This is a genomic window from Pseudonocardia sp. NPDC049635 (assembly GCF_040659795.1).
Lineage (GTDB): Bacteria > Actinomycetota > Actinomycetes > Mycobacteriales > Pseudonocardiaceae > Pseudonocardia.
This window is the reverse complement of record NZ_JBFAON010000013.1, coordinates 139,290-164,320: the sequence shown is the minus strand read 5'-3', so window position 1 is coordinate 164,320 and position 25,031 is coordinate 139,290. Positions and strand designations below refer to the sequence as shown.

Genomic DNA, 25,031 nt, shown 5'->3' with positions numbered 1-25,031 from the left:
CCTGGCCAAGCACCGTAACGGCCCGACCACCACGATCACCGTGGCGCACCAGCTGCACTACAGCCGCTTCTCCGACCTCGCACACGGCTGAGCGACGCCGCCCGCGGCACCGCCGGGCGGCTCAGCCCCTGCGCGCGGTCAGGCGGCACGGCCCTGCGCGGCTGGGTGGCACGGGCCCTGCGCGGTCGATCGGCTCAGCCCCCCGGGCGCCGCCGCTGCGGGATGGTCGCCGCGAGGCCGAGCGACAGCGCGGCGAGCACGCTCCCGGCTATCACCACGGGCACCGCCAGCAGCACGGCTCCGGCCAGCAACACCAGGAGCGAGACGCCCAGCAGCACCGACGGCAGCGGCCCGGCACCGTGCATCGAGCGGATCGGGCCGTGGGCGCCGCCCGGCCCGCGCAGCACGGTTCCCGGCGCGGCCGGGCGGGGCGCACCGGCCAGGGCGGCGAACCGCCGGACCAGGCGCGGGTCGGTGAGCCGCAGCTGGAACTCGATCTCGTGCAACCGTCGGGTCTCGCGTTCGCTCAGCACAGGAGCACCCCTCGGGAGGTCTCGGCCGGCACACGGGCGCGCCGGTGGGGAGCCTGGGGCGTCGTTGGTCCGGGCGTTCACGGCAGGCTACGTGACCTGATCGTGACCTTGAACGCAGGGCGGACGGCGTCACAGGTGCCGCCGCTCACCCTGCACGCGGGCCGGTCACCAGATGGAGACGCGGTCCCGCCGCGGGCCGGCCGGGGCGCGCAACCGCCTGCACAGTCCCGCCCACGACCGGTCGGGGCCGGTGGTCCTGGCCGGTCGAGCCCGTAACCAGCGAAGCTGCAGGTCGGGGTCGTCGGGATCGACGCTCACCCGGTCCCGGCGAGCGGACCGGCCGGCCGACCGGGTCTCGACGACGGTGCCGTCGGTCAACGACTGGATCCCGTAGAGGCACCCGGGCGGTACGAGCAGCATCCGCCCGTCGTCGAGCAGCGACGCCGCGAGCCTGCCGAACGACTCGGACTGCGGACGGGTGTCGATCACCACCGCGTAACCGGCTCCCCGCCGGACCCCGAGCAGCACCGCCTCGCTGCGGTCCAGGTGCAGCCCGTACACCGCGTCCCGCGCGATCCGCCGCCTGCGGCGCACGGTGAACGTGGCCGTCCCGTCCGGTCCGCCGGCTCCCGACGGGTCGACGAGCAGCGACCCCGGCACCACGGTCCTCAGCACGCTCACCCGCCGCTCCCCTCCGTCCGGTCCGGTCACGCCCGGTGGTTCGTGCCGGTCTCCGGCTCGCTTCGGCGTACCCAGGACGACAACGAGCGAGTGCGCCGCCGGTGACGCTGGGCAAGATCGCACTACTCCGAACGGGTCCGCAGGGTCCACGGTCCGTGGTGGTGTCCGGGATCGGAACGGGCTCGCTCACTACGATCGCGATGACCGGCCGTGGCGGTCGGGGACGGGGGCCGTGATGTCCGAGCCGGTGCGCTGCCGGGCCTGCCGTGACGACCGCGGCCGGATCGTCCTCGATCTGGGTGCGCAGCCGCCGTGGGACCGGATGCCCGCGCGGGACGCGCCGCTGCCCGATCCCACCGCGCCGCTACGGATGTGGCTGTGCCGCAGTTGCGGCCTGGCGCAGCTGGCCGACGACGTCGAGGTGACCGAGGAGCTGCACGGTGTGGAGCCACGGGCCTTCGTCGAACAGAGCGACCGGTCGATCACCCGGCTCGCCGACGAGGGCATGGTTCGGCCCGGCCGCACGGTGCTGGAGTTCGGCAGTCCGCACGGGCCGTCGTGGCGAACCCGGTTGACCGGGCACGGGATGACCGCGCTCGACCCGGACTCCGGCCGGCCCGCCGACCTGGTGCTGGACGTCTACGGGCTGCTGCACGAACCCGACCAGCGGACCGCACTGCGCCGCCGCGCCCGGCTGCTCGCCCCCGGTGGCACGCTCGCCCTGCAGCTGTTGCCGCTGGGCACGGTCCTACGGCAGCGGCAGTGGTACGACCTGCGGCACGGTCACCACGCCTACTGGTCGCTGCCCGCGCTCGCCGACGCGCTGGGCGAGCTGGGACTGGGCGTGCACCGCGCCTGGCGTTACCCGCTCTCCGGCGGGACCGTGCTGCTGACGGCCCGGGCCGGGGCCGAGCCGGACCCCGCCGCCCGGCGGTTGATCGAGGAGGAGGAGACGCTGGGGGTGCGGCGCCCCGCCGCGTTCACCGCACTCCAGCGGGCGGCCGACGGCGCCGGGGAGCTGCGCCGGTGGTTGCTGGCCGAACGGGACGCCGGGCGGACCGTCGCCGGATACGGGGCGGCGTCGCGGGCGATCCCGCTGGTCTGTCGCGCGGAGCTGCGCGCCGACCTGCTCCTCGCCGTCGGTGACGCGGCGCCCGCGAAGCAGGGGCGGCGGATGCCGGGTACGGACGTCCCGGTCGTCTCTCCCGCGGAGCTGGTGGACCTGCGTCCGGACCGGGTCGCCCTGTTCGTTCCCGAGCTCGCCGACGAGATGCGCGTGGCGCTGCCCGGGATCGAGGCGCGGGGCGGCCGCTGGGTGGTCCTCGACCCGGCCCCGCGGTTGCTACCGGTGTGAGCCGGGCACACCGGCCCCGCGGTTGCTACCGGTGTGAGCGGGCGGTCAGGCGGCCCGGCCGGGCCGTCGGCGGGGACGGGACCCGGCAGCCCGGTGCCAGGGGCGCCGCCGGGCCGGCTCGCGGCGGGCCGCCTCGCCGTCACCGGCCCGCTCGGCGGTCCGGGTGATGTTGCGGACCATTCCGCCGAAGACGATCCCGTGGAACGGCGCGACCGCCCACCAGTACAGGAACCCGGGTAGCCCGTGCGGGATGAACACCGCGCGCTGGTGGTAGGTCGATCCGCCGTCGCGGGGCCGGACCGTCATCTCCAGCCAGGCCCGGCCGGGGACCTTCATCTCGGCGCGCAGCCGCAGCAGCCCCGCTCCGTCGGGCCCGGCACCGGGCTCCACCAGCCGTTCCACCCGCCACCAGTCCAGCGCGTCACCGGTGTGCAGGTCGTCCGGGTCGCGGCGGCCGCGGGTGAGCCCGACACCGCCGACGGCCCGGTCCATCCAGCCACGCACCGACCAGGCCAACGGGAAGGAGTACCAGCCGCGCTCGCCGCCGATGCCCTTCACGACCGTCCACAGCTGCTCAGGTGCGGCGTCGCAGTCCCGCTCGCGCTCGTCGAGATAGACGCTGCCGCCCGCCCACTCCGGGTCGCTGGGCAGCGGGTCCGACGGCACGTTCTGTACGGTCGCGCCGGACCACCGCGTCTCCACCTCCCCGTCGGTGATCCGGGACAATGCCAGCCGGACAGCCCGGTCGTAGCCGATCCGGCCCTCCGGCGGATCGGGCACGAACGACAGGATGTCCTGTTCGGAGCAGACCACCTCGTGCACCAGTGACTCGATCAACGGGGCCGCGATCGACCTCGGCACCGGTGTCACGATGTTGACCCAGTGTGCCGACAGCGACGGGGTCAGCAGCGGCACCGGTACGACCCGTCGTCTGCTCAGCCCGGCGACGGCGGCGTAGCGCTGCATCATCTCGACGTAGGTCAGGATCTCCGGGCCGCCGATGTCGAACGTCCGGTTCGGCCGGCCGGGGATCTCGGCCGCCCGGATCAGGTAGCGCAGCACGTCGCGCACCGCGATCGGCTGGATCCGGTTGTGCACCCAGCGCGGGGTGACCATCAGCGGGAGCCGCTCGGTGAGGTGGCGGAGCATCTCGAAGCTCGCCGATCCGGAGCCGAGGATCACCGCTGCCTGCAGGACGACGGTGGGCACACCGGAACGCATCAGCGTCTCCCCCACCTCCACCCGGGACGCCAGGTGCGCCGACAGGTCGGCCGGGTCGCCGTCGGGGTGCAGGCCACCCAGGTACACGATCCGCTGCACGCCGGCCTCGCGGGCGGCCTCACCGAGGATCAGGGCGGCGCGCCGGTCGGTCGCCGCGAAGTCGGAGTCCGACAACGAGTGCACGAGAAAGTAGACGACGTCGATGTCGCGGCAGGCCTCCCGGACGCTGTCCGGATCGAGCAGGTCCCCCCGGACGATCTCGGCGTCGGGGGCCCACGGGACGTCCGCGAGCTTGTCCGGGTCCCGGACCAGGCACCGGACGTGCACCGGTCCGGTGGCCGGGTCGGGCACCAGGTCGGCCTCGGGGCCGTGGCCCAGCAGCCGTGGTGCCAGCCGGCCCCCGATGTATCCGGTCGTTCCCGTGACGAGATAGCGCACGGCGCCGATCGTCCCACCGGTTCGCCCGTCCGGCAGGTCTCACGCCTTCCCGGTGAACTCCGCGGGCGGGTTGCCGTCGCGCGGGCGCAACGGGTCGACCGCTTCCGGGGCGGCCTCCCGGGGAGCGACGAGCGAGCGCACCGCAGCGGTGAGGACCGCGAGCAAGGGCACCGCGAGCAGTGCACCGACGATCCCGGCGATCACCACACCGGCAGCGACGGCCAGCGCGACGGCGAGCGGATGCAGCCGCACGGCACGCCCGAGCAGCACCGGTTGGAGCACGTGGCTCTCCAGCTGTTGCACCGCCAGCACGATCCCCAGCACGATCAGCGCCGTCCCGATCCCGTTCGCGACGAGCGCGATCAGCACCGCGACCGCGCCGGTGACCACGGCACCGACGATCGGGATGAAGGCGCCGACGAACACCAGCGCCGCCAGTGGCAGCGCCAGCGGGACACCGGTGATCCACAACCCGAGCCCGATCCCGAGCGCGTCGACGATCGCCACCAGCACCGTGGCCCGCACGTAGCCGACCAGCGAGGCGAACGCGCGCCGTCCGGCGACGTCCACCCGTTCCCGGCGCTGGACGGGTGCGAGCAGCCGCAGGAAGCCCCACATCCGGCGTCCGTCGTAGAGCATGAAGATCAGCGCGAACAGACAGAGCGCGAACCCGGCGAGCACCTCGCCGACCGTGACCGCGGTGCTCACCGCACCCGAGGTGAGCATCTGCTGGTTGGCCTGCAGGGTCTCCAGCAGCTGGTTCCCGACCTGCTCGACGTCGACCTGGAACGGGGTCGCGTCCATGAGGCCCTGCAGCGAGGCCACACTGATGGTGAGCTGGCCGATCAGGTCGGCGGTCCCGTCGACCAGCGTGTTGACGACCAGGGTCAGCAGCCCCCCGAGGGCGGCGAGCCCGGTGACCATCACCAGTCCGGTCGCGACCCCGCGGGGGACCCGGCGCCGCTGCAGCCATTGCACCAGTGGCGCGAGCAGCGCGGTCAGCAGCACGGCGATCGCGACCGGGATGACCACCACCCGCAGCTGGATCACCAGGAAGATCATCAGGGCCAGTCCGCCGGCGATGACCAGCATCCGGGCGCAGATCTCCGAGGCGATCCGCAGCGGGACGGGCACGTCGGGGTGGCCCGTGGCCCGGCCGGGCCGGCGCTGCCCGGTGACCGGCCGGGGGGTGTCGGACCGGGCGAGGACCGCATCCTGGTCGGCCGCGGACCGGCCTGCGGAGGCCTCCGGTGGACCGGCGCCCTCGGCGAGGGCCGCCGCGGGGGACGACGGATCGTGGCCGGCGTCCCGGGGCCCGTCGTCCGGCTGGGACGGTCCCTGGCCGGCCCCGCCCGTGGTGCCGCCGGTATCCGGTCCGGGTGTGTCTCCGGCCGGCCGTGCATCACCTGGTACTGCCCGGTCCGCCATTGTCCCGACGCTAGCCCTCGCTGACCGCTCGCGCGTTGCGCGACACCGAGGCCGCTCGGCCGGCGCAGTGGGGCGGCCGGGGCGGCGGCCGGCGTACTGCGGCCCGGTGGGCGTCCACCCGGACGGCGGGGCGGGCACCGGTCCGCGGCCCCCGATCCGGGGGAACGCCGCACGGCCACGGTCGGCCCAGTGGCCGTGCGGACGGAGCAGCGTTCGCCCTCGACGCTCACCGAGCGTCGAACTACACCCGTGTAGTGGACACCCGTCCGTCCGATCTCGGCACCGACGGGTGGTGCGGTCGTCACGCGGTGCCCGATCACGGCCCGGGACGTGCTCGGAGGGCACTGCCGGCGGCCGGAGAGCAGGCGGAGGGCCGGATTGGCGACGGGATGATGGTTACTCGCTGCTCCACAAGAGCGCCAGACGGACACGCTCCGTATAGACAACTCAGCGTGACGCCGGCGTTGCGCCACCCGTACGAGCGCACTTCCCGATGCCGCTGTAACGGCCGTTTCCCCGCTCGTGTGTCACCCGTTGACGGAGTGAGTGAGCCGAACGGCGGTACAGCGAGTACGAGTATCGGGCGAACACGTTGCGGCGCACATCGACGTCAGCGAGCAGGAGGTACGGCGGGTGTACGAGTTCGAGAGTGGATCCAGCGGTCACGGTTCCGGCGGTCTCGAGTCGTCGATCCGGCGTCGGCGGGCGGGCCGGGACGGATGGCCGTTCCCCGGCCGGCACGAGTCGCACAACGAGATCCAGGACGAGACCCCGATCTTCCATTCGCTCACCGTGGGCGGATGGCGGGACCACCAGCGCTCGGGCTCCGCGGGCAACGCCGTCCGGCGGGTGCACCGCGGTACCGTCCGGACCACGCGCCGCGACCCCGCGGGTGCGATCCGGCAGACCGCGGACGCCGTTGCCGCGTTCCACTCCGATCCGCTCGTCTCCCCCGTCCCGCAGCAGCCGGAGCCGTCCCGCCGGGACGACTGGAACCGCCCCGGCGATGCGGCACTGGCGATGCTGCGGCGCCGCCGCGACGCCGAGCGGGCCGCCGACCGGGCGGCGATCGCCGATCTGCTCGGCGGCACCGGTCGGCACCGGCTGACCCGTTCGGCCTGATCTTCGCGGAGCAGGCAACCGGCGAACCTCCCGGGCGTCGGGAGAGGTGAACCGTCCGGTGCGCCGGGCACCGGAGTGATACGTCCCGCGGAGACCTTGGGCCGCGGGGTGGCGACGACCGGCTGGGGAGCAGGGTCGTCAGCACGCAAGGCGAGGGCCGGGACGCCGGGTCGGAGGGAGCCGACCGGGCGGCCCGGCCCTCGCACGTGCTCGTCCCGGCACGGTCGGGCGATGCCGGACGCGACCGAGCCGGCCCGGAATCGTGGGGAGCCCGATTCCGGGACCACCGGCTCGACGGGGCCGGGACGGCGTCGGCCCGGCCTCACGCGGCGACATGATCGCCACGGAGTGTGACGGTATCGGGCCGCCGTCCGGGTCACAAGGGTTCTGACACAGTCCGTCCTGCAGCAGCCGGTGGACACCGCAGTCACCACCGTCACGGCCGCCGCCCCGGCCGGTCCCGTCCGGCGGTCCGTTCGCCCGGTCCGTTCGTGTGGCCGCCCGGTGCCGACGTGGCCGCGTCGTAGGCGAATCGATCCGCACCGTGACGCCCGGGCGTTCTACCCTGCAGTCGATGAGCACCGATGCCGCGGCGACCGGACCCCGTCGCACCGACCGCCCGCTGGACGAGGCCGGCGTGGCGACCGCGGTCCGCCGTGCCGCCGAGCGGGGCACCAGGGTGCGCCCGACCGGAGCGGGAGCCCGGGCGCCGGGCCCACTCGTCCGGACCGACGACGTGCTGCTCGACGCGTCCGCCCTGACCGGTGTGGTGGACGTCGCCGAGGACACCGTCCGGGTCCGCGCCGGTGAGACCATCGCCGACCTGTGCGCCACCCTGGCCGCATCCGGGCGCGCGCTCGCGACCGTCCCGGACGCGCCGCGGGCCACCATCGCCGGTGCGACCGGTCTCGGCATGTACGGCGGGGAACCGGCCGAGGGATCACTGTCGGACCAGGTGCTGGCGGCCCGGCTGGTCGACGGGCTCGGCCGGGTCCGCGAGGTGACCGGGCCGGACCTGGACGCCGTCCGCTGCGGCCTGGGTGCCCTCGGTGTGCTCACCGCGGTCCAGCTGCGGACCGTGCCGCTGCGCAGGCTGCGGGTGCACGAGGAGGAGACCCGGACGGCGGAGATGCTCGCCGACGGCGTGCTGACCGCGCACGCCTGGACCGAGTGCGACGTCGCGGTGCACACCGGTCAGGCGGTCGTGCGGTGGGCCGAACCCGAGGACGTCGTCGAGGCCCCGGCGGAGAGCCCGGAGGGCCGTGGCGGATACGCAGGGTCGTGGGGGCGCGCGGTGTCGCGGATGGCGTCGTCCTGGTGGGCGTCGCGGTCGTCGCGGCCGCCGCCGCACCGCTGGGCGCCGGGGACCGCGGGCCCGCCGCACGAGGTGCTGCCCGATCCACAGCCGTGGGACCCCGATCTCGCCGAGTGGGCGGTGCCCCGCGCGGTGCTCGGCACCGTGCTCCGCGAGCTGGGCGCCGCCGTCGCCACCCGTGGGCACGAGCTGCGCCCGGTGCGGGTGCGGTTGGGGCCGGCCGAGAGCGGCCTGCTGCACCCGGCGTCCGGACGGGACACCGCGTACCTGCGGATCCGGAGCCGCGGGCCGGCCGAGGAACCGGTCCGCAGGCTGGCCGGCGCCGTCGTGGAGGACGCCGGCGGGCGACCCTGCTGGACGACCCGGCACGCGTGGGGGCCGGACGAACTGGCCGTCGCCTACCCCGGCTGGGCGGCCTTCGGCGAGGTCCGCGACCGCTTCGACCCGGGCCGGTTGTTCACCGATCCCTACCTGGCCTCGGTGATCGGTCCGTGACAGCGCATACGACCCGGCACACGGGGCTCAGGAGCCGGCGGCCAGCGCCGTCCTGAGCCGGGCGGAGACGGCGCGGACCGCGGCGAGCGCCTCCCGGCGGTCGGCCGTGGTCGGTTCGCCGTCCGCGACGACCTGCTCCCCACCCACCCACACGTCGCGCACCAGGCGGGAACCCCCCGCCCACACCAGGTTCGACACCAGCTGGGCGTCGTCCTCCGGGGCGACGAAGGCGGAGTCGTCGGTGTCCACGTGCACCACGTCGGCCCACCGGCCGGCTTCGAGCACCCCCAGGTCGTCCCGTCCGATCGCGGCGGCGGCGTCGGCGGTGCCCATCAGGAGCACGTCGGCGGCGGTGATCGCGGCGGCGTCGTCGGCGTCGATCCGGGCGAGCAACCCGGCGAGCCGCGCCTGGTGCCACAGGTCCAGGTCGTCGCCGGACGCGGGCCCGTCCGTCCCCAGACCCACCGCCACCCCGGCCCGGCGCAGGTCCAGCAGCCGCGCGGTGCCCGCCGCGAGCTTCGCGTTCGAACCGGGACAGTGCGCGACCGCGACGCCGTGCCGGGCATAGGTGGCGATGTCGGCGTCGGACAGGTGCACCGAGTGCGCGGCCAGGATCCGGCCGCCCAGTGCCCCGTCCGCGTCCAGCATCGCCGGGACGGAGCCGTGCTCGGCGCGCAGGTGGGAGTCCTCACCGCGGGACTCGGCGACGTGGGTGTGCACCAGCGCACCCCGTTCCCGGGCGTGCTCGGAGACCGAGGCAAGCGCGCCGGGCGGGAGCGTGTACGCCGAGTGCGGGCCGTAACCCAGCTCGATCCGGCCGTCCCCGCCCGGGAACAGCCCGTGTGCGTCGATCCGGGCCGACACGTCGTCCCGCATCTGCTCCCAGGTGCCCAGCCGGTCCCAGCCGGGCGCCGCGATGATCCCCGGTGTCAGCACCGCGCGCGACCCGGCGGCCCGGACGGCGTCGGTCAGCGCATCGGTGAAGAAGTACATCTCGACGCTGGTCGTGCAGCCGGTCCGAAGCAGGTCCAGGCAGCCGGCGAGCATCCCGGTGTACACGTCGGACTCGGTCAGCAGCGCCTCGGCCGGCCACACCACGTCGGTCAGCCACGGCATCAGCCCCAGGTCGCCACCCATGCCGCGCAACAGCGACATCGGCGTGTGGCAGTGCGTGTTCACCAGGCCCGGCATGATCAACCCGGGTAACGGCCGCACGACGGCGTCGGTCGCCGGTGCGGCCGCCGCCGGGCCGAAGTACGCGATCCGGCCGGTGTCGTCGACGTCGAGCGCAGCATCGCGGACGACCGGGAAACCCGGCGCGCAGCTGAGCGCGACGGGGGCGGTGAGCCGCTGGAGCACCGCCATCCTCAGCGCCGCTCGAGCAGGGAGCGCAGCGAGCGGAACGGCGGCAGCCAGGCCCCCTCGTCGGGCAGCGTGTCGAGCGAGACCCGCGGCAGCGGCTCGCGGAAGACCCCGTCGATGTCCTCCAGGTCGAGGAACGAGATCACCTCGGAGGACAGGGCGAACCCGGCGTACTCCCGGAACCCGATCACCGAGACGTCGGTGCCGGACTCGACGAGCTTCTCCAGCGGCTCCTTGAACGCCCGCCCGTCACCGGAGGCGACGACGACGTGGCGCAGCCTGCCCTCGCCGGCGCGCAGGTCGATGTGGGCGAGCATGTCGTCGTCGACGTCGGAGTCCTCGCTGCTCTTCGGCTTGGCGAAGACGGCGAAGCCGACGTTGCGCAGCGCCTCGACCCACGGTCGGACGATCTCGATGCTGCCCGCGGCGACGTTGGTGAACACGCACGCCTCGGCCTCGGCCTCGGGGCCCGCGAGATCGAGCAGCCAGCGGCCGACGGCGTCGAACCGGGGCCGGTACGCCGACGTCGGCCGGGCCCCCAGCAGCGAGCCGAGGCTCATGTCCATGTTCGGGGCGTCCCAGACGAGCAGTACCCGTTCCAGCGGTCCGGTCGGCGCCGTACGCCCTTGCTGGCCCGTCACGGTCCCCGCCCCGCTGTTCATGCGGCGAGCCTAGTCGGGACACGCCGCCGGCCGGTGGCCGCCGGGGTGGGTCAGACTGTCCCGGTGACGACGACGGGAAGTGCCGGCCCGGACGGGCAGCGGATCGCCGAGGACAGCGCGGCGGCGATGCGGGCGGCCGACCGCGCGGCCCGCGCCGCAGGCGTCGAGGTCACGCAGGTGGCGCCGGGCCGCGCGACCGCCACCATGACCGTCGGCGAGGACCATGCGAACGGCCACGGCGTCTGCCACGGCGGGTACCTGTTCCTGCTCGCCGACGCCGCGATGGCGTACGCGTGCAACGCCTACGGTGTCTCGGCGCTGGCCACCGGCGCGGACATCGCCTTCCTGCGCCCGGCCCGCTCCGGAGACGTGCTGACCGCCGAGGCGGTGGAGCGCGCGCTGACCGGGCGGTCCGGGCTCTACGACGTCACCGTCCGCAGCGGTGACGGCACGGTCGTCGCCGAGTTCCGGGGGCGCACCCGGCAGGTACCCGGCCTGGCCCCGCCGCCGCCCGCGTAGCCCGGTCAGATGCGGTGCGGCTCCAGGAACGCGGGCCGCAGGTCGGGATCCGGCTCGTCGTAGTAGCGGTGGAACACCGGGGTCTGCGACCCGGACATCGGCGGCACGATCCAGCTCCAGTCCGCGGGGCAGCGCCGGCCCGCGGCCTCCTCCTTCTCCAGGTGCCGCAGGAACCGCTCGGACTCGGTGTGGTGGTCGGCCATGGTGACGCCGTCGGCGTCGAACGAGTAGGTCACCGCGCGGACTAGCTCGACCATCGCCCGGTCCTTCCACATGGTGCGGACCGAGCGGGTGTCCAGGCCGAGCCGCTTCGCGATCTCCGGCAGCAGGTCGTAGCGGTCCGGGTCGGCCAGGTTGCGGGCGCCGATCTCGGTGTCGAGGTACCAGCCGTTGAACGGCGCGGCCGGGTAGACCACCCCGCCGATCTCCAGCGGCATGTTGCTGATCGCGGGGACCGCGTGCCAGCGCAGCCCGAGCCGGGCGAACCACGGGTGCTCCGGATGGCGCAGCGGGACCTCGTGCACTGCGTCCGGCGGTACGTCGAACAGCCGGGACCGGCCGTCCGTGCCGGTGATCAGCAGCGGCAGCACGTCGAACCGGCCGAGCGGCTGCGGTCGCGGCCAGCCCATTTCGACGACCCGGTCGGTGAAGTCGACCTGGGTGGGGTCACCGACGACGGTGCCGTCCGGGTTGCGGTGGCCGGCGTAGCGCACCAGTTGGTCGTTGCGGATCCGCGGCGCCGGCCGGCCGGGGGCGTCCGGGGCGAACACCGTGATCGTGGACCGGATCCGGCCGCCCCGGGTGGCTGCGCGCAGGTGTCCGATGCTCTCCTGCGCCACGTCCGCCGGGTCGCTCAGGTGGCGCAGGTCGCGGACCTGCAGCGACTGCCAGTAGAGCCGGCCGATGCACCGTGCCGAGTTCCGCCAGGCGACCCGGGCGCCGAACGCGAGCTCGTGCGCGGTGTGGGTGTAGACGCCCCGCCGGTCGATCTCACCCAGCACCTGCCGGAGCCGCTCGCGCAGCGGCACCTCGGGCTTGGTCTCGGCGTAGACCTGGCGGAGGAACTCCTCCGCGGCCTTCGGGTCGACCGGCTGCGGGGCGCGCTCGTCCGGCACGCCCGCGGCCACCGCGTGACCGCCGGAGCGCCCGTGCCCGGTGACCGGGCAGCCCGTGCCGGTCACCGGGGTGCGGGCCGCCGAGCCCGCCGCGGGGACGGCGGTGGTCGCGGCGACGGCGGGGACGGCGGAGACTTCCACCCGGCTGGTGACCATCGCCCCGGTGCTGCGCAACGGGACCGCCACGGTGGCACCCGCCGGAGCCGCCGGAGCTGTCGGAGCCGCGGCGGCCGAGCTGGGGGCGGCACGGCCCGTGCGGCCCGGTGCTGCCGAACCGACGACCGTGGTGGTCTCGGCACCGCCGGCGCGGGACCGGGCCGGGGTCGCCGTGGTGGCGTCGACGGCTCCGGCGAGCGGGACGACCGCGACCGCGCGGGTCGCCGGCTCGGGCGCCGGGTCGGGGTCGTCGGTGGTGCCCGGCGGGGTGTCGCTCGTCCGAGGGGTGGGGCTGGGGCGGAAACCGGCCGGGCGGCGCACCGGCTGGGTCGGTCGCGCGGGCGCAGGCTGGTTGCTCGCGGCGTGCTCCACCGTCGTCACGGGCGTCCTTCGGGAATCACTCGGGCGGGGATACATAGCGGGGGGAGTAATGACCCTAGTCGGTGACTCTCCGTGTGTCACTGGGGGCGGTTCCGTGGTCGGCGACGTACAACAGATCCCGTACCGGGCGTCCCTCGATCCGGGCACGTTCCTCGAACTTCGTGGTAGGACGCCATTCGGGTCGCGCCTGCCAGCCGTCCGGGCCGAGCGGGAATGCGTCGTCCGGTCGAAGGCCGGGCTCCGCGGTGACCACCCTGCGCATCTGCTCGGCGTAGTGCGGCCAGTCGGTCGCCAGGTGCAGGAAGCCACCGGGGACCAGCCGCGACACGGCCAGCCGGGCGAACCCCGGCTGGATCAGCCGCCGCTTGTGATGCCGCCGCTTCGGCCACGGGTCCGGGAAGAAGATCCGGATACCGCTCAGCGATCGGGGCGCGACGGCGCGCTCGAGGAGCTCGACGGCGTCGCCGCGGAGCAGCCGCTGGTTGGTCAGGTCGAGCTGTTCGATCCGCATCAGCAGCTGGGCCAGGCCGGGTTCGTAGACCTCGACGGCCAGGTGGTCGACCGCGGGCTCGGCCGCGGCGAGCGCGGCCGTCGTCTCCCCCATGCCGGGCCCGATCTCGAGCACCAGCGGGGCGTTCCTGCCGAACGCGGCGTGCGGATCCCAGGACGAGCCCGGGCCGCCGACCACCTCGGCCACCTCACCGCCGAGCACCGGCCACAACCGACGCCACGCCGACTCCTGGCCGTCGGAGAGCCGGACCCGCTGATGGACGTAGGAACGGATCCGGGTGTCGTGCGGTCGGTCCGAGGTCAGCGCCCGCTCAGGCACCGGGGGCGTTCCGGCCGGCGGCGGGCAGCCGCACGTGCGCGGTCGCGCCGGGCAGCCGGCCCCGGATGTAGCCGGCGGCGGTGACCCCGAAGCAGGCGACGATCGCCGCGGCCGACGCCGGGTTGCGCTCCTTCGCCTCCCGGATGACACCGGCCGGGAGCACCTTCAGCGTGTAGCTGCTCTCGGTGGACAGCGAGTCCCCGGTGCCGACGACCTTGGAGACGGCCGCCTTGGAGATGCCCTCCGCCCAGCCGCGGCGCAGCAGGTACCGCCAGGAGACCCGGTCGTCGGACACCCGGTGGTCGACCGCGGCCTTCGGCTCGAACAGGATCCGGGGGGTGCGGCCGTCGGCGCTGTAGGCCTGCCGGGCCCGGATGCAGAGCTCGGTCTCCTCGCACCCCAGCGGGTTCCTGCCGATCCGGCCCATGTCCTCGGCGAAACCGCCGACCCGCTTGAACACCTCGGCCCGCAGCGACATGTTGCAGCCCATGAGGTTGCGCATCTCGGCGCGTTCCGTGGGCTGTCCGGTGTAGGTGCAGCCCACCACCCAGTCCAGCTCACCGGTGGCGTCCGGGTCGCCGGGCGCGGCACCGGGCAGTGTGCGCGGGCGGCCGTCCGGCCACTTCGGGTGCGCGATCCCGCCGACGCCGATGACGTCCGGGTCGGCGTAGGGGGCGAGCAGCGCGGCCAGCCAACCGGGGCGTGCGGTGGCGTCGTCGTCGAGGAAGACGACGACCTCACCGGAGGCCAGGTCGAGTGCGGTGTTGCGGGCGCCGGACAGACCCTGGGTGCGGGCGTTGGGCACGACCGTGACGCCGAGCGGGCCGAACTCGCGTTCGGCGCGCTCCAGCAGCCGGTCGTTGTGGTCGACGACGACGATCGTCTCCAGCGGGGTGACGTCCTGGGTCCGCACCGATCGGACGGCCGACGTGATGTCGAACCAACGCTTCTCGGTGTAGACGCAGACGACGACACTGGCCGTGGGCAGGGCGCTCACGATGTACTCGCTCCTCGTGCTGCTGTTCGCGGCGGACCGCGCGGTGGCAGCGCTCTAGCGGGTGTACCCGGACGCCTTGCGGCGCTGCTCCATGCGACGGTGCTCTGCCATCAGGGTACGCAGCACCCGGGTGCCGTCGGCGAAGGTCCGCAGGTTGGTCTCGCCGAACATGCGCTCGCGCTCGACCGACGGCACCTCGGTGATCTTCAGGTCGGCCGCGGCGACCCGGCAGTTGAGCACGGTCTCGATCTCGAAGCCGTCGCCCCAGAGCATCGAACCGTCCTCCGGCTGCGGGGCCGCCGGGTCCGGGAGCTCGAGCTGCGGCAACAGGTCGGCCCAGAAGGCGTTGTAGCCGTAGCAGAGGTCGGAGTACTTCGTGCCGAACAGCCGGTTGGCGACCGTGTTGAGGCCTGCGTTGCCGGACTTGCGCAGCAGCGTGATGTCGTCCGAGCCGCCGCCCTTGCAGAACCGGCTGCCCTTGGCGAAGTCGGCGCCGTTGACCAGGGCGGCGACGAAGCCGGGGATCTCGTTCGGGTCGGCCGAACCGTCGGCGTCGAACATCACCAGCACGTCACCGGTGGCGGCGGTGAAACCGCAGGCCATCGCGTTGCCCTTGCCCTTGCGGGTCTGGGTGATCACCCGGGCCCAGGGCAGCGTGCGGCGGGCGACGGCGACCGTGTTGTCGGTCGAGTTGCCGTCGACCACGATCACCTCGTGCACGGCGGGCCGCACGGCGGCGATGGCCGGGAGCACGATCTCCAGGTTCCGGGCCTCGTTGCGGGTCGGGACGATCACCGACACCGCCGGGTTGGCGCTGCGCCGCGGCGCGGGCCGGGGCCGCGGCCGGCGGAAGCCCTCGGGCCCCTCCGGCTGCGCGGGCGCAGCGGTGCGGGCGACACCGTTCGTCGGTCGGGCAGGACTCGCCGGGAGGGGCGTCTGTCCCGTGCCGGGGCCGGTCTGGGGCCCGGGTCGCGCGGGTGCGCTCGACTCGGGCGTGACGGCCGGGCGGGCGGGCGTAACGGCGCTCACACTTCCTCCATACAGGTCCGCTCTACTCGTTCAACGACGGTGTCACGGTCTGGTTGCGGTTCTCGTGTCGGGCAGCTTCTCGGACCCGACTGTGCAGACGTGCGAACCACCCGGGGGGTTGCTCCGCCGGCCGATTCCTCCGCACCCGGGTGCACGGTCCCGGTCCTCCGGCAGCTCGGGCGACGTCCTCGTCGGGCCGCTGCGCAGTCCTACGCATCCGGCTGTCACCGGGGGGCGTCAGGCTCTCACCATGTCGTCGAGCCGTCGCCGGGCGGACCCTCTCATCGAGCTCCGTCCGCTACTCGCACTGGCCAGGATGGACTGTGCCGCGCACCTGTCGTCGCAGGTCGACGGGATGGTCGAGCAGGTGGCGCAGCGGCCGTCGCGGGCTGCGGACCGGCGCTGGTGGGCGAGCGAGCTGGCCCGGTCGGCCCGGGAGCTCGACGAGGGCTGGTCGCGCCGGGCCGGGCCGCCGGTGCGGCGCGCCGGTGGGGTGCGGGCACTGGGCCGCCCGGGGTCCTCGGTGACGCACATCACTCACGCAGGGTCATCATCGTCCGGCCCGATCCTGGTCGCGGCGGGCCTGGGCGCGGTCCCCGGGGCCGGCGTCCCGCGCTCGCGCCGGAGGGCCCCGGTCCCCGGGGCACCCGGATCGGGGACGCTCGGCCTGCTCGTCCCCGGGCTGGCGACCGGGACGCTGCTGCCGGGCGCATGGCTGTCCGGGCTGCTGGGTGCGGGGCGGTTCCTGCCCGCCGCCGGGCCCGGTGTGCTGCTCGTGCTGTCCGGGCTCGCGCTGCTCGGCGGGGCCGGCGTCGCGCTCCGGGTGCGTTCGGCCCGGGCCGCCCGCGCGCGGGAGATCGCGCACCGGGTGCGGGCCGCGGTCCTCGGCGCCGCCGACCGGGAGCTGATCCGTCGGACCCTGGACGCGGAACTCGCCGTCGGGGGCCGGCCGGGGCCGTGGCACCGGACGCCGCGCCCTGCGGCATGAGGTGGCGGGCGGAGCGGGTGCCGCGGCGAGCGGGCTCACCCGGAGCCGGAGCCGGGACCGGTCGGGCCCGGTGGTGCGGTGCGTGCGGTGCGGTGGTCGTGCCGGTCGCCGGCTCACCCGCGGCGCGGTGGCCGTGGGGGACGTCCGGGGTGGTGGTCGGTTCGGCAGCCGCCGCGCCGTGGTGGAACTCGGTGGAGGTCGCGCGGGCTCCGGCCGGCCCGGACCGGGGGCCGGCCCCCGGCGGGGCGGTGCCGGTCACCGGCCCGGCCGCCCGGGACACCGACGGCGACGGCCTGCCGGACACGCTGGTCCTCGACGGGCCGGCGGGGGCGTCGTTCTGGATCGACCTGGACGGCGACGGCCTGGCCGACCGGTCGATCGTCCCGGTACCGGCCGACCCGGGGATGTCGCTGCCCGGCGTCGGCACCGAGGATCTCGTCGCCGACGATCTCGCCGACCGGTGACCGGGGTCAGTCCCCCGGCTGCTCGGACGGGGTGCGGGCCTCGTTCTCCGGGGCCGCCGGGCCACCACCGCGCCGGAACCGGCCGGGGCCGCGGCGCTGCTCGGCGATCTTCTGGTCGATCTCCGCGGACACTGCCTGCTGCCGGCGCCGTTCCCGGATGCGCAGCAGCACCAGCATCGACACCCCGTAGGCGATGCCGACGAGCAGGAGCACCACGCCGATCTTGAACACCACGGTCTGCGCGGTGCCCGCGTCCGCCGGGACGTCGATGACCGAGATCATCCCGAGCACGCCGAGCGTCAGCAGGTGGAACAGCACCACCAGCAACCGGTTGATGGAGTGGGCGCTCTCCTTGTTCTGGAAGACGTCCTCCAGGAACGGTTGGCCGGAGCGCAACAGGATCTGGCCGACACCGACCGTGATCAGAATGCCGATCACGACCAACGTCAGGTAGCTGGCGGTTCCCTCCACAGTGGGCCCCTCCCCGTGCGTGAGCAGGGTCCGAGCCTACCCTGAGCGACCGCTTCGACGCGCTGCGCGCGCGGATGGTTCACCGGTTAGGACCGGTCGGCGATCAGCTGCCTCAGCCGGGCGTGCAGTTCCTCGGGCGAGACCTCACCGGTGAGCGGCGCCCCGGTGAGGGTGCGCAGGTAGAGGCCGTCCCCCACGAGCTGCACCAGCCAGGAGAGCACCGGGTCGCCGACCTCCTCGCGCAGCGCCGCCAGGCCGTCGGCGTCGACCGCGGCGAGTGCCTCCCTGGCGGGGGCCCCGGCCGCGCTGCCGTCGGCGATCCGCAGTGCGGCCAGGTAGGTGCGGGTCAGCCCGACCGGCGACTCGCCACCGGGGACCGAGGTCCGCAGGTAGTAGGCGACGGCGCCGTCGGGGTCGCTGCGCATCCGCTCGGCGTCCAGGGCGCTGCGCTCGCGGAGTCGGTCGAGCAATCCGCCGACCAGCGACTCCTTCGAGGAGAAGTGGTAGAGCAGTCCGCCCTTGGAGACCTCGGCACTGGCCGCGACGGCGTCCAGCGTGGCCCCGCCGGGTCCCTGCTCGATCAACAGCGTCTCGTACGCGTCGAGCACCCGGTCGCGGGCCGGTGGTCCTGCGTTCCGCCGCTCCGCCATTCGCGAAGGCTACCCACGCGCCCACCGGTGCTTCCGGCCACAGGTCCTTCGCGATCGGTGGACTGTACCGTCTGGACGGTATATAGATGTACCGTCTGGACGGTAAATCGCCGTTACCACCCGAGGAGGAGAAGACGATGTCGCGGCCCGAGGTCACCACGAACCCGGAGACGAGGCCCGGCCCGCGTGCATGGCTCGCACTGGCCGTACTGGTGATCCCGACCCTGCTGGTGTCGATCGACAACACGGTGCTCGGTGTGGCGCTGCCGGAGCTCAGCGCCGCGTTGAGCCCGGACGCCTCGACGCTGCTGTGGGTCGTCGACATCTATCCACTGGTGCTGGCCGGGCTGCTGGTCACGATGGGCACCCTGGGCGACCGGATCGGCCGCCGCCGGCTGCTGATGATCGGTGTGGCGGGCTTCGGCGTCGTCTCCCTGGCCGCGGGGTTCGCGACCTCCGCCGGGCAGCTGGTCGCCGCCCGCGCGCTGCTCGGCGTGTTCGGCGCGATGCTGATGCCCTCGACGCTGGCGCTGCTGCGCACCGTGTTCGTCGACCGGGTGCACCGGCGCCTCGCGCTCGCGGTGTGGGCGACCGGTTTCGCCGCGGGAGCCGCGCTCGGCCCGATCGTGGGCGGGCTGCTGCTCGAGCACTTCTGGTGGGGCTCGATCTTCGTGATGAGCGTGCCGCCGATGGCGCTGCTGCTCGTCGTCGCCCCGTTCCTGCTGCCGGAGTCGCGTGAGCGCACCCCGGGCAAGCTCGACCTGGTCGGCGTGCTGCTGTCCCTGCTCGCCATGGGCCCGCTGGTGCTGGCGGTCAAGCTGCTCGGCTCCTCCGGGTTCGGACCGGGTGCCGTGGTATCGGTGCTGGTCGGTGTGGGGGCCGCCGTGGCGTTCGTGCTGCACTACCGGCGGCGCGTCCGCAACGGCTCCGACCCGTTGATCGACCTGGAACTGTTCGCCCGCCCGGTGCTGCGCTACAGCGCGCTGGCCAACGCGACGACCATGTTCGGCCTGACCGGTCTGCTGTTCTTCGCCGCGCAGTACCTGCAGCTGGTGCTCGGTTCGTCGCCGCTGGAGGCGGGCCTGCTCCTGCTGCCCAGCTTCCTGGTGACGATCGTGGCCGGGCTGGCCGCCGCGCGTCTGGCCCGCCGGTTCGCACTGCACCAGCTCGTGTCGGTGGGCCTGGCGCTCGTGCTCGCCGGCTTCGTGGTCAGCCTGTTCCTGCAGGTCGACTCGGCGGTGCTGCTGCTGACCACGGCCGCGGTGCTGATCGGTGCCGGGATCGGCCTGTCCGAGACCGTCACCAACGACGCGATCCTCGCGGCCGCGCCCGCGGAGAAGGCGGGTGCCGCGTCCGCGGTGTCGGAGACGGCCTACGAGGTGGGCGCGGTGTTCGGCACCGCGGTCGTCGGTGGCGTGCTCTCGGCGGTGTACCGGAGCACGGTCGTGCTGCCCGACGGGGCCCCGGCGGCGGCGGGCGAGACGCTCGGCAGCGCCGTCGACGCCGCCGGGTCGCTACCCGCGGGGCCGGCCGCCGAGCTGCTGGCGTCGGGCCGGGAGGCGTTCGTGAGCGGCGTCGATCTCGCGGCCGGCGTGGCCGCGGTGATCGTCGCGGTGGTGCTGGTGACGGCGGGGTTCGGGCTGCGTCGTGCGCACCGGGCCGTGCTGGCCGCCGGGGCGTCGGGGATCGCGGAGCCTGCGCTGCAGCGGTCCGGCCGGTGATCCGGCCCCGGGTGCGGGTCCCCGGGGCACAGCGGTCGCGGCCACGGATCGTGGGCACGCCGACAGCGCTGCGTCGCCCGGCTGGTTGACTACACCGGACAGCCGGGCGACGCCGTGGGAGACATCCGTGCCGTACGAGGTGGTCAGTGCTTACACGCTGGTGCTGGGTGGTGGACGTGAGGAGCCGGGCTCGGCCGTGGGCGCCGCCGAGCCCGAGGTCTCGGTCCACACCACTGCCGAGGACGCCTGGCGGGCACTGGACGCCGGTATCCGCGAGCGCTGCGGGATGCGGCCCCGGCCCCGGCGCCGCATCGACCCGGACGCGGTCGTGCGGCTCGCCGACGCGTGGCGGGCGGCAGACCCGGTGGCGCGCTACTGGAACGTCACCGCGCACCGGCTGCCGATCATGGTTCCGGAGTTCGCCCGGCCCCCGGGAGAGGGCGTCCGCACCCACTTCGGCACGCAGAATGCGTAACTTCGTTCGGGCGAGGCGTTGAATCGGACCGTTCCGACGTCGCAGATGTAGTTCGACCGGGGACTGCTGGCGCAATTCCGCCAATCGTCATGAGGTGTCGGCGAATCCGTCGACCGCCTCGGGTTGCGTTCGTGTGACATGCCCGTCACCAGGAAGGACTCCGGCCGCCCCGGCGGGCTTCTGTATCGATTTACATGATCGGTGCTGTGCCTGACCTCTCAAGCGGTGGCATGGGTGAGGCTCCATTTCGCGGGTAACCTCGCATTACACCTTTTCCCGCACAGGCCCGTGCCGATGATCGGTACGGGCTCGTAAGACTTCCCCGGGTAGCGGGCCGGGGGCCGGCGAGGAGAACAGGACGACATGACTGCAGCCACCGTTCCGGGAACCGACAAGGCACCGACCACCAACCAGTCCGTCGTGGCCTGGGTGCAGGAGATCGCCGAGCTCACGTCTCCGGAGCGGGTCGTCTGGTGCGACGGGTCGGACGAGGAGTGGACCCGGCTGACCGACCAGCTGGTCGAGGCGGGAACCCTGACCCGGCTGGCGAAGAAGCCGAACTCGTTCTACGCCGCCTCGGACCCCGACGACGTCGCGCGGGTCGAGGAGCGCACCTTCATCTGTACCGAGACCGAGCGCGCCGCCGGGCCGACCAACAACTGGCAGCCCCCGGCCGAGATGAAGCAGACCATGACCGAGCTCTACCGGGGCTCGATGAGGGGCCGGACGCTCTACGTCGTCCCCTTCTGCATGGGTCCGATCGACTCGGACGACCCGAAGATCGGTATCGAGATCACCGACTCCGAGTACGTCGTCATCTCGATGCGGATCATGACCCGGATGGGCGCGAGCGTCGTCCCGCTGCTCGACGCCGCCGGCGAGAGCTGGGTGCGTGCCCTGCACTCCATCGGTGCCCCGCTGGAGGAGGGCCAGGCCGACGTCCCCTGGCCGTGCAACGAGACCAAGTACATCAGCCACTTCCCGGAGACCTGGGAGATCTGGAGCTACGGCTCCGGTTACGGCGGCAACGCACTGCTCGGCAAGAAGTGCTACGCGCTGCGGATCGCCTCGGCGATGGCGCACGACGAGGGCTGGCTCGCCGAGCACATGCTGATCCTCAAGCTGATCAGCCCGGAGGACAAGGCGTACTACGTGGCCGCCGCCTTCCCGAGTGCCTGCGGCAAGACCAACCTCGCGATGCTGCAGCCGACCGTCCCGGGCTGGCGCGCCGAGACCGTCGGTGACGACATCGCGTGGATGCGTTTCGGTGAGGACGGCCGGCTCTACGCCATCAACCCCGAGTTCGGCTTCTTCGGGGTCGCGCCGGGTACCAACTGGAAGACCAACCCGAACGCGATGCGCACGATCGAGCAGGGCAACGCGCTGTTCACCAACGTCGCGCTGACCGACGACGGCGACGTCTGGTGGGAGGGCCTCGAAGGGGACCCGCAGCACCTGATCGACTGGAAGGGCAACGACTGGACGCCGGAGTCGGGCACCGACGCCGCGCACCCGAACTCGCGCTACACCGTGCCGATCTCGCAGTGCCCGGTGGTCGCCCCGGAATGGGACGACCCGAAGGGTGTCCCGATCTCGGCGATCCTGTTCGGCGGTCGCCGCAAGACCACGATCCCGCTGGTCACCGAGGCGCGCAGCTGGCAGCACGGAACCTTCATGGGCGCCACCATGTCCTCGGAGAAGACCGCCGCCGCGGCCGGTGGGCTCGGTCAGGTCCGGCGTGACCCGATGGCGATGCTGCCCTTCCTCGGCTACAACGTCGGCGACTACTTCGCGCACTGGGTGAACATCGGCAAGGGTGCCGACGCCGACAAGCTGCCGAAGATCTTCTACGTCAACTGGTTCCGCCGGGGCGACGACGGCCGCTTCCTGTGGCCCGGTTTCGGTGAGAACAGCCGCGTCCTCAAGTGGTGCATCGAGCGGCTGGAGGGCAAGGCGGCCGCCGTCGAGACCCCGATCGGCTACGTGCCCACCACCGACCAGATCGACCTGGAGGGCGTCGACGCCGACCCGGCCGACGTCGCGGCGGCACTGGCCGTCGACGTCGAGGAGTGGAAGGCGGAGATCCCGCTGATCGAGGAGTGGTTCGCCAGCATCGGTGGCGACAACCTGCCGTCCTCCATCCGCGACGAGTTCGAGGCGCTCAAGCAGCGCCTGGGTGCCTGAGCGACCCTGACCGGACACCGAGCCCCGGCGGCCGACGGCCGCCGGGGCTCGGTCACGCCCGGCCCCCGCCCGGTGACGGAGCGAGATTTCACGCCGATGGAGCAGTGCCCGGCGTGGCCCCGTCACCCAGTGTGGACGCCGGAGGTTGTGCGGGTCGTGTCGCCGGGGAGTTCCGCGAGGTCGGAGCGCCGTGGCCGTCCGCCGGGTAGCCTCCGGGAGGACCGGCACGGGCGTGCCGCCGAGTTGTCGTGTGCCCGTTCGGGTTCCCGTCCGTCGCGGATCGTGATCGCGAACGGCGGTGGGCCGGACGGAGCAGGCGGCGAGGCGGAACGCCGGGCGCGCCACGGCGATACACACCGTGAGCGCCGTCCCCGGTACGGCGTTGCTGGTACGGCGGAGGTGTGAGCGAGATGCTGGATGTCCGGGTGTCCGAGGGCACGGACACGGAGGCGCTCGTCGCGTTCGTCGAACGGTTGGCGGGCAGTGGGCGCGGTGGGCCGGCGGTACGGGCCGCGACGACGCGAATCGTCGGCGACGTACGGGCCGAGCGGGTGCCGGCGGGTCTGCGGATCCTGTCCGGCTCACTGAACTCTCCGGTGCCCCCGCGGCCCCGGCCCACAGGCGACGAGATCGAGACCCTGGCCGGGGTCCTCGGTGAGGAACCGCTGGTGGTGCTGTCCGACACCGGCACCGACGAGCTGGCGCGGGCGCTGGCCGTGCTCACCGATCAGGGCATGCGGATCCTGCTGACCGGGACGGACGCCGAACGGCTCGCCGCGGTGCGCGCCGCGCTTCCCGGCTCCGTCGCCGGGCGGCTCGTGGACCGGCTGCCCGGTGTGTCCTCGGCCGACCTGCGCCGGCTGCGCCGGCTGCTGGCCACGGTCGGGCGTGACCGGTCGGCCCGGACCGACCAGGAGCTCCCGCCGGAGGACGCGCTGCCCGCCTACACCGAGGTGCTCGCCTGTTGCCGGCGTGCCGACCGGATCGTCGACGGCACCGCGGGGGACGGCGGTGCCGAGGCACGGGTGATCCCCGGCCTGCTCCGTGACCTCGACGCCGAGCGCCGCGCGGCCGTCACCCAGGTCGCCCGCGCGGTCGTCGGTTCGCTCGGGTCGCTGGCCGGCGGGATGGACGCCGCCAGGCTGCGCGAGGTCGTCGGCCGGCTGGTGCACGGCGGGCTCCGCGCCGAGTTCGAGTCACTGCAGGGGCTCGCTGCCCGCCAGCGCGACGACCGGGTGCGGTTCGCCGCCGGTCCGCCGGTGCAGGTGCGCTCACCGCTGCCCGAGGGCGGCGACGACGTGATCCGGCACTATCTCGACTTCCTCGAGGGCGGTGGCCGCAGCCGGTCCTACTTCCGCGCGCAGCCACAGCGCGACGCCGAGCCGATGCTGGAGCACTTCCGGGTCGCCGGCGCCGAGCCGCACACCTACGACCACATCGCCGCGATCGTCAACCACCTCGACCTGGCCCGGCGGGACGACGAGATCGCGCGGCTGTGCTCGGTGCTCGGGCTGCCGATCCCCCGGTCCGCCGACGACCTGCCGGAGCTGACCGACATCCTGGACCGGATCGCCGCGACCGCCCGCTCGGTCGGAGCGCTGCGGCACGACGTGCTGTTCCTGCAGCAGAACTCGCCGGTCTCGGTGCCCGACCTGGCGACCGCGGAGCGGGTCGCCCGGGCCATCGTCGACTACGACGAGCACGGCGACCCGGCCGAGGCGGCCGACGAGCTGGAGCGGTTCGCGCAGGCCTGCGAGGGATCGGTGCCGTTCGGGGCGATGGCACCGGAGCACACGGCGGCCGTCGCGGCCATCCGGACGCACGACCCGGAGGCCTACGCGGCGGCGCTGGACGAGCTCGGCCGGGCGCGCCGCGAGGTCGCCGACCGCCACGAGCTGGAGCGGCTGCTGACCGAACTCGCCGGGACCCACCGGGACCTGGCCCGGGCCTGGGCGGCGGACGCGGCACGCGGCGCCCGCGGGTTCGGCCTGATCGCGGTGTCCGCCACGGACGACCTGCTCGCCGCCCTCCCGCCCGCCGACTCGACCGACCTCGTCGTGGTGCTCGGTACCGGATCGATGCAGGCCGACGGCCTGCTGCTCACCGCGGCCGCGCCGCGGATGCTCGCCGTCGTCGGGGACGAGCCGCGGGCCGAGTCGTCCGGCACCACCCTGCTCGAGGTGCTGAACCAGGCCTCGGCCCGGTTCCTGCGGGGCACCGGCATGGCCGCGGACGACACCGCCGAGGAGGAGCCGGTGGCGGTCCCGGCGGTACCGCCGGCGTCGTCGGTGCCGGCGCAGTCCGGTCCGGTCGACCCGCGGACGGGCCCCGAGGTGCCCGCACCGCGCTCGGCGTCGGCACCGGAGGACCAGGAGCTGCGACCCTCGGCCCCGTCGGCGATGGCCCCGGCCGCCCGCCCGGCGGGCGACGAGCGCTAGGAA

The 25,031-nt window shown here is 74.1% G+C and carries 22 protein-coding genes; 10 read left to right on the top strand and 12 right to left on the bottom strand.

Features of this window, described 5'->3' with window-relative positions:
* Nucleotides 1-194: 194 nt before the first annotated feature.
* Together AB0J24_RS17585 and AB0J24_RS17580 are read right to left on the bottom strand one after the other, a co-directional pair.
* Entirely contained in the window at nucleotides 195-533 is a 339-nt protein-coding gene (locus AB0J24_RS17585) for a hypothetical protein (RefSeq protein ID WP_358682438.1), read from the bottom strand.
* A 165-nt stretch (nucleotides 534-698) separates the two neighbouring features.
* Nucleotides 699-1,214, bottom strand: coding sequence for a dTDP-4-dehydrorhamnose 3,5-epimerase family protein (locus tag AB0J24_RS17580; RefSeq protein WP_358682435.1), 516 nt, complete (start codon nucleotides 1,212-1,214; stop codon nucleotides 699-701).
* 235 nt (nucleotides 1,215-1,449) lie between these two features.
* On the opposite strand from AB0J24_RS17580, the gene AB0J24_RS17575 reads away from it, so the two are divergent.
* The gene (locus AB0J24_RS17575) at nucleotides 1,450-2,568 is read left to right on the top strand and encodes a methyltransferase domain-containing protein (protein ID WP_358682432.1); all 1,119 of its coding nucleotides are present in this window, start codon (nucleotides 1,450-1,452) and stop codon (nucleotides 2,566-2,568) included.
* 45 nt (nucleotides 2,569-2,613) lie between these two features.
* Here the strand turns inward: AB0J24_RS17575 and AB0J24_RS17570 are convergent, their stop codons facing one another.
* Entirely contained in the window at nucleotides 2,614-4,227 is a 1,614-nt protein-coding gene (locus AB0J24_RS17570) for an SDR family oxidoreductase (RefSeq protein ID WP_358682429.1), read from the bottom strand.
* Nucleotides 4,228-4,266: 39 nt separating this feature from the next.
* Nucleotides 4,267-5,361, bottom strand: coding sequence for an AI-2E family transporter (locus tag AB0J24_RS17565; RefSeq protein WP_358682427.1), 1,095 nt, complete (start codon nucleotides 5,359-5,361; stop codon nucleotides 4,267-4,269).
* A 927-nt stretch (nucleotides 5,362-6,288) separates the two neighbouring features.
* Between AB0J24_RS17565 and AB0J24_RS17560 the strand changes: the two genes are divergently transcribed.
* Complete coding sequence (locus AB0J24_RS17560) at nucleotides 6,289-6,777, top strand: hypothetical protein (protein ID WP_358682424.1); 489 nt, start codon at nucleotides 6,289-6,291, stop codon at nucleotides 6,775-6,777.
* A 574-nt stretch (nucleotides 6,778-7,351) separates the two neighbouring features.
* Entirely contained in the window at nucleotides 7,352-8,587 is a 1,236-nt protein-coding gene (locus AB0J24_RS17555; protein WP_358682421.1) for a D-arabinono-1,4-lactone oxidase, read from the top strand.
* 27 nt (nucleotides 8,588-8,614) lie between these two features.
* Here the strand turns inward: AB0J24_RS17555 and AB0J24_RS17550 are convergent, their stop codons facing one another.
* Both AB0J24_RS17550 and AB0J24_RS17545 read right to left on the bottom strand, forming a co-directional pair.
* A complete protein-coding gene (locus AB0J24_RS17550) occupies nucleotides 8,615-9,952 on the bottom strand; it encodes an amidohydrolase family protein (RefSeq protein ID WP_358682418.1) in 1,338 nt (445 codons plus the stop codon).
* 2 nt (nucleotides 9,953-9,954) lie between these two features.
* The gene (locus tag AB0J24_RS17545) at nucleotides 9,955-10,611 is read right to left on the bottom strand and encodes an NYN domain-containing protein (RefSeq protein ID WP_358682415.1); all 657 of its coding nucleotides are present in this window, start codon (nucleotides 10,609-10,611) and stop codon (nucleotides 9,955-9,957) included.
* Nucleotides 10,612-10,674: 63 nt separating this feature from the next.
* On the opposite strand from AB0J24_RS17545, the gene paaI reads away from it, so the two are divergent.
* On the top strand, nucleotides 10,675-11,130 hold the full coding sequence (gene paaI, locus AB0J24_RS17540) for a hydroxyphenylacetyl-CoA thioesterase PaaI (protein WP_358682412.1): 456 nt from the start codon (nucleotides 10,675-10,677) through the stop codon (nucleotides 11,128-11,130).
* Between the two features lie 5 nt (nucleotides 11,131-11,135).
* Here paaI and AB0J24_RS17535 read toward each other — a convergent pair whose 3' ends face one another.
* From AB0J24_RS17535 to AB0J24_RS17520, 4 genes are all read right to left on the bottom strand, one after another.
* Nucleotides 11,136-12,257, bottom strand: coding sequence for a nitric oxide synthase oxygenase (locus AB0J24_RS17535; RefSeq protein WP_358682464.1), 1,122 nt, complete (start codon nucleotides 12,255-12,257; stop codon nucleotides 11,136-11,138).
* A 580-nt stretch (nucleotides 12,258-12,837) separates the two neighbouring features.
* Entirely contained in the window at nucleotides 12,838-13,611 is a 774-nt protein-coding gene (trmB, locus tag AB0J24_RS17530) for a tRNA (guanosine(46)-N7)-methyltransferase TrmB (RefSeq protein WP_358682409.1), read from the bottom strand.
* Nucleotides 13,604-14,608, bottom strand: coding sequence for a glycosyltransferase family 2 protein (locus tag AB0J24_RS17525; protein WP_358682406.1), 1,005 nt, complete (start codon nucleotides 14,606-14,608; stop codon nucleotides 13,604-13,606). Before AB0J24_RS17525 ends, trmB begins: the two co-directional genes overlap by 8 nt.
* Before the next feature lie 54 nt (nucleotides 14,609-14,662).
* Nucleotides 14,663-15,403, bottom strand: coding sequence for a glycosyltransferase family 2 protein (locus tag AB0J24_RS17520; RefSeq protein WP_358682404.1), 741 nt, complete (start codon nucleotides 15,401-15,403; stop codon nucleotides 14,663-14,665).
* A 484-nt stretch (nucleotides 15,404-15,887) separates the two neighbouring features.
* Here AB0J24_RS17520 and AB0J24_RS17515 point away from each other — a divergent pair, with 484 nt between their 5' ends.
* The gene (locus AB0J24_RS17515) at nucleotides 15,888-16,625 is read left to right on the top strand and encodes a hypothetical protein (RefSeq protein ID WP_358682401.1); all 738 of its coding nucleotides are present in this window, start codon (nucleotides 15,888-15,890) and stop codon (nucleotides 16,623-16,625) included.
* Between the two features lie 92 nt (nucleotides 16,626-16,717).
* The gene (locus AB0J24_RS17510) at nucleotides 16,718-17,089 is read left to right on the top strand and encodes a hypothetical protein (protein ID WP_358682398.1); all 372 of its coding nucleotides are present in this window, start codon (nucleotides 16,718-16,720) and stop codon (nucleotides 17,087-17,089) included.
* Nucleotides 17,090-17,095: 6 nt separating this feature from the next.
* On the opposite strand, the gene AB0J24_RS17505 is transcribed toward AB0J24_RS17510, so the two are convergent.
* A complete protein-coding gene (locus tag AB0J24_RS17505; protein ID WP_358682395.1) occupies nucleotides 17,096-17,560 on the bottom strand; it encodes a hypothetical protein in 465 nt (154 codons plus the stop codon).
* Nucleotides 17,561-17,646: 86 nt separating this feature from the next.
* On the bottom strand, nucleotides 17,647-18,210 hold the full coding sequence (locus AB0J24_RS17500; RefSeq protein ID WP_358682392.1) for a TetR/AcrR family transcriptional regulator: 564 nt from the start codon (nucleotides 18,208-18,210) through the stop codon (nucleotides 17,647-17,649).
* Nucleotides 18,211-18,347: 137 nt separating this feature from the next.
* On the opposite strand from AB0J24_RS17500, the gene AB0J24_RS17495 reads away from it, so the two are divergent.
* The 4 genes from AB0J24_RS17495 (at nucleotide 18,348) to AB0J24_RS17480 (ending at nucleotide 25,028) form a co-directional block, all read left to right on the top strand.
* Nucleotides 18,348-19,931: an MFS transporter gene (locus AB0J24_RS17495; protein WP_358682389.1), complete on the top strand. Its 1,584-nt coding sequence runs from the start codon at nucleotides 18,348-18,350 to the stop codon at nucleotides 19,929-19,931.
* Nucleotides 19,932-20,058: 127 nt separating this feature from the next.
* Nucleotides 20,059-20,406, top strand: coding sequence for a hypothetical protein (locus AB0J24_RS17490; RefSeq protein WP_358682386.1), 348 nt, complete (start codon nucleotides 20,059-20,061; stop codon nucleotides 20,404-20,406).
* Nucleotides 20,407-20,769: 363 nt separating this feature from the next.
* On the top strand, nucleotides 20,770-22,590 hold the full coding sequence (locus AB0J24_RS17485) for a phosphoenolpyruvate carboxykinase (GTP) (RefSeq protein WP_358682383.1): 1,821 nt from the start codon (nucleotides 20,770-20,772) through the stop codon (nucleotides 22,588-22,590).
* 401 nt (nucleotides 22,591-22,991) lie between these two features.
* Nucleotides 22,992-25,028 (top strand): hypothetical protein, encoded by a 2,037-nt coding sequence (locus AB0J24_RS17480; protein ID WP_358682381.1) that lies wholly within the window; start codon nucleotides 22,992-22,994, stop codon nucleotides 25,026-25,028.
* Nucleotides 25,029-25,031 lie beyond the last annotated feature (3 nt).

Coding starts and splice junctions, on each gene's coding strand:
- AB0J24_RS17575 (WP_358682432.1), top strand. CDS start 1,450: ATGTCCGAGCCGGTGCGCTGCCGGGCCTGCCGTGACGACCGCGGCCGG.
- AB0J24_RS17555 (WP_358682421.1), top strand. CDS start 7,352: ATGAGCACCGATGCCGCGGCGACCGGACCCCGTCGCACCGACCGCCCG.
- AB0J24_RS17550 (WP_358682418.1), bottom strand. CDS start 9,952: ATGGCGGTGCTCCAGCGGCTCACCGCCCCCGTCGCGCTCAGCTGCGCG.
- AB0J24_RS17545 (WP_358682415.1), bottom strand. CDS start 10,611: ATGAACAGCGGGGCGGGGACCGTGACGGGCCAGCAAGGGCGTACGGCG.
- AB0J24_RS17515 (WP_358682401.1), top strand. CDS start 15,888: ATGTCGTCGAGCCGTCGCCGGGCGGACCCTCTCATCGAGCTCCGTCCG.
- AB0J24_RS17500 (WP_358682392.1), bottom strand. CDS start 18,210: ATGGCGGAGCGGCGGAACGCAGGACCACCGGCCCGCGACCGGGTGCTC.
- AB0J24_RS17495 (WP_358682389.1), top strand. CDS start 18,348: ATGTCGCGGCCCGAGGTCACCACGAACCCGGAGACGAGGCCCGGCCCG.
- AB0J24_RS17485 (WP_358682383.1), top strand. CDS start 20,770: ATGACTGCAGCCACCGTTCCGGGAACCGACAAGGCACCGACCACCAAC.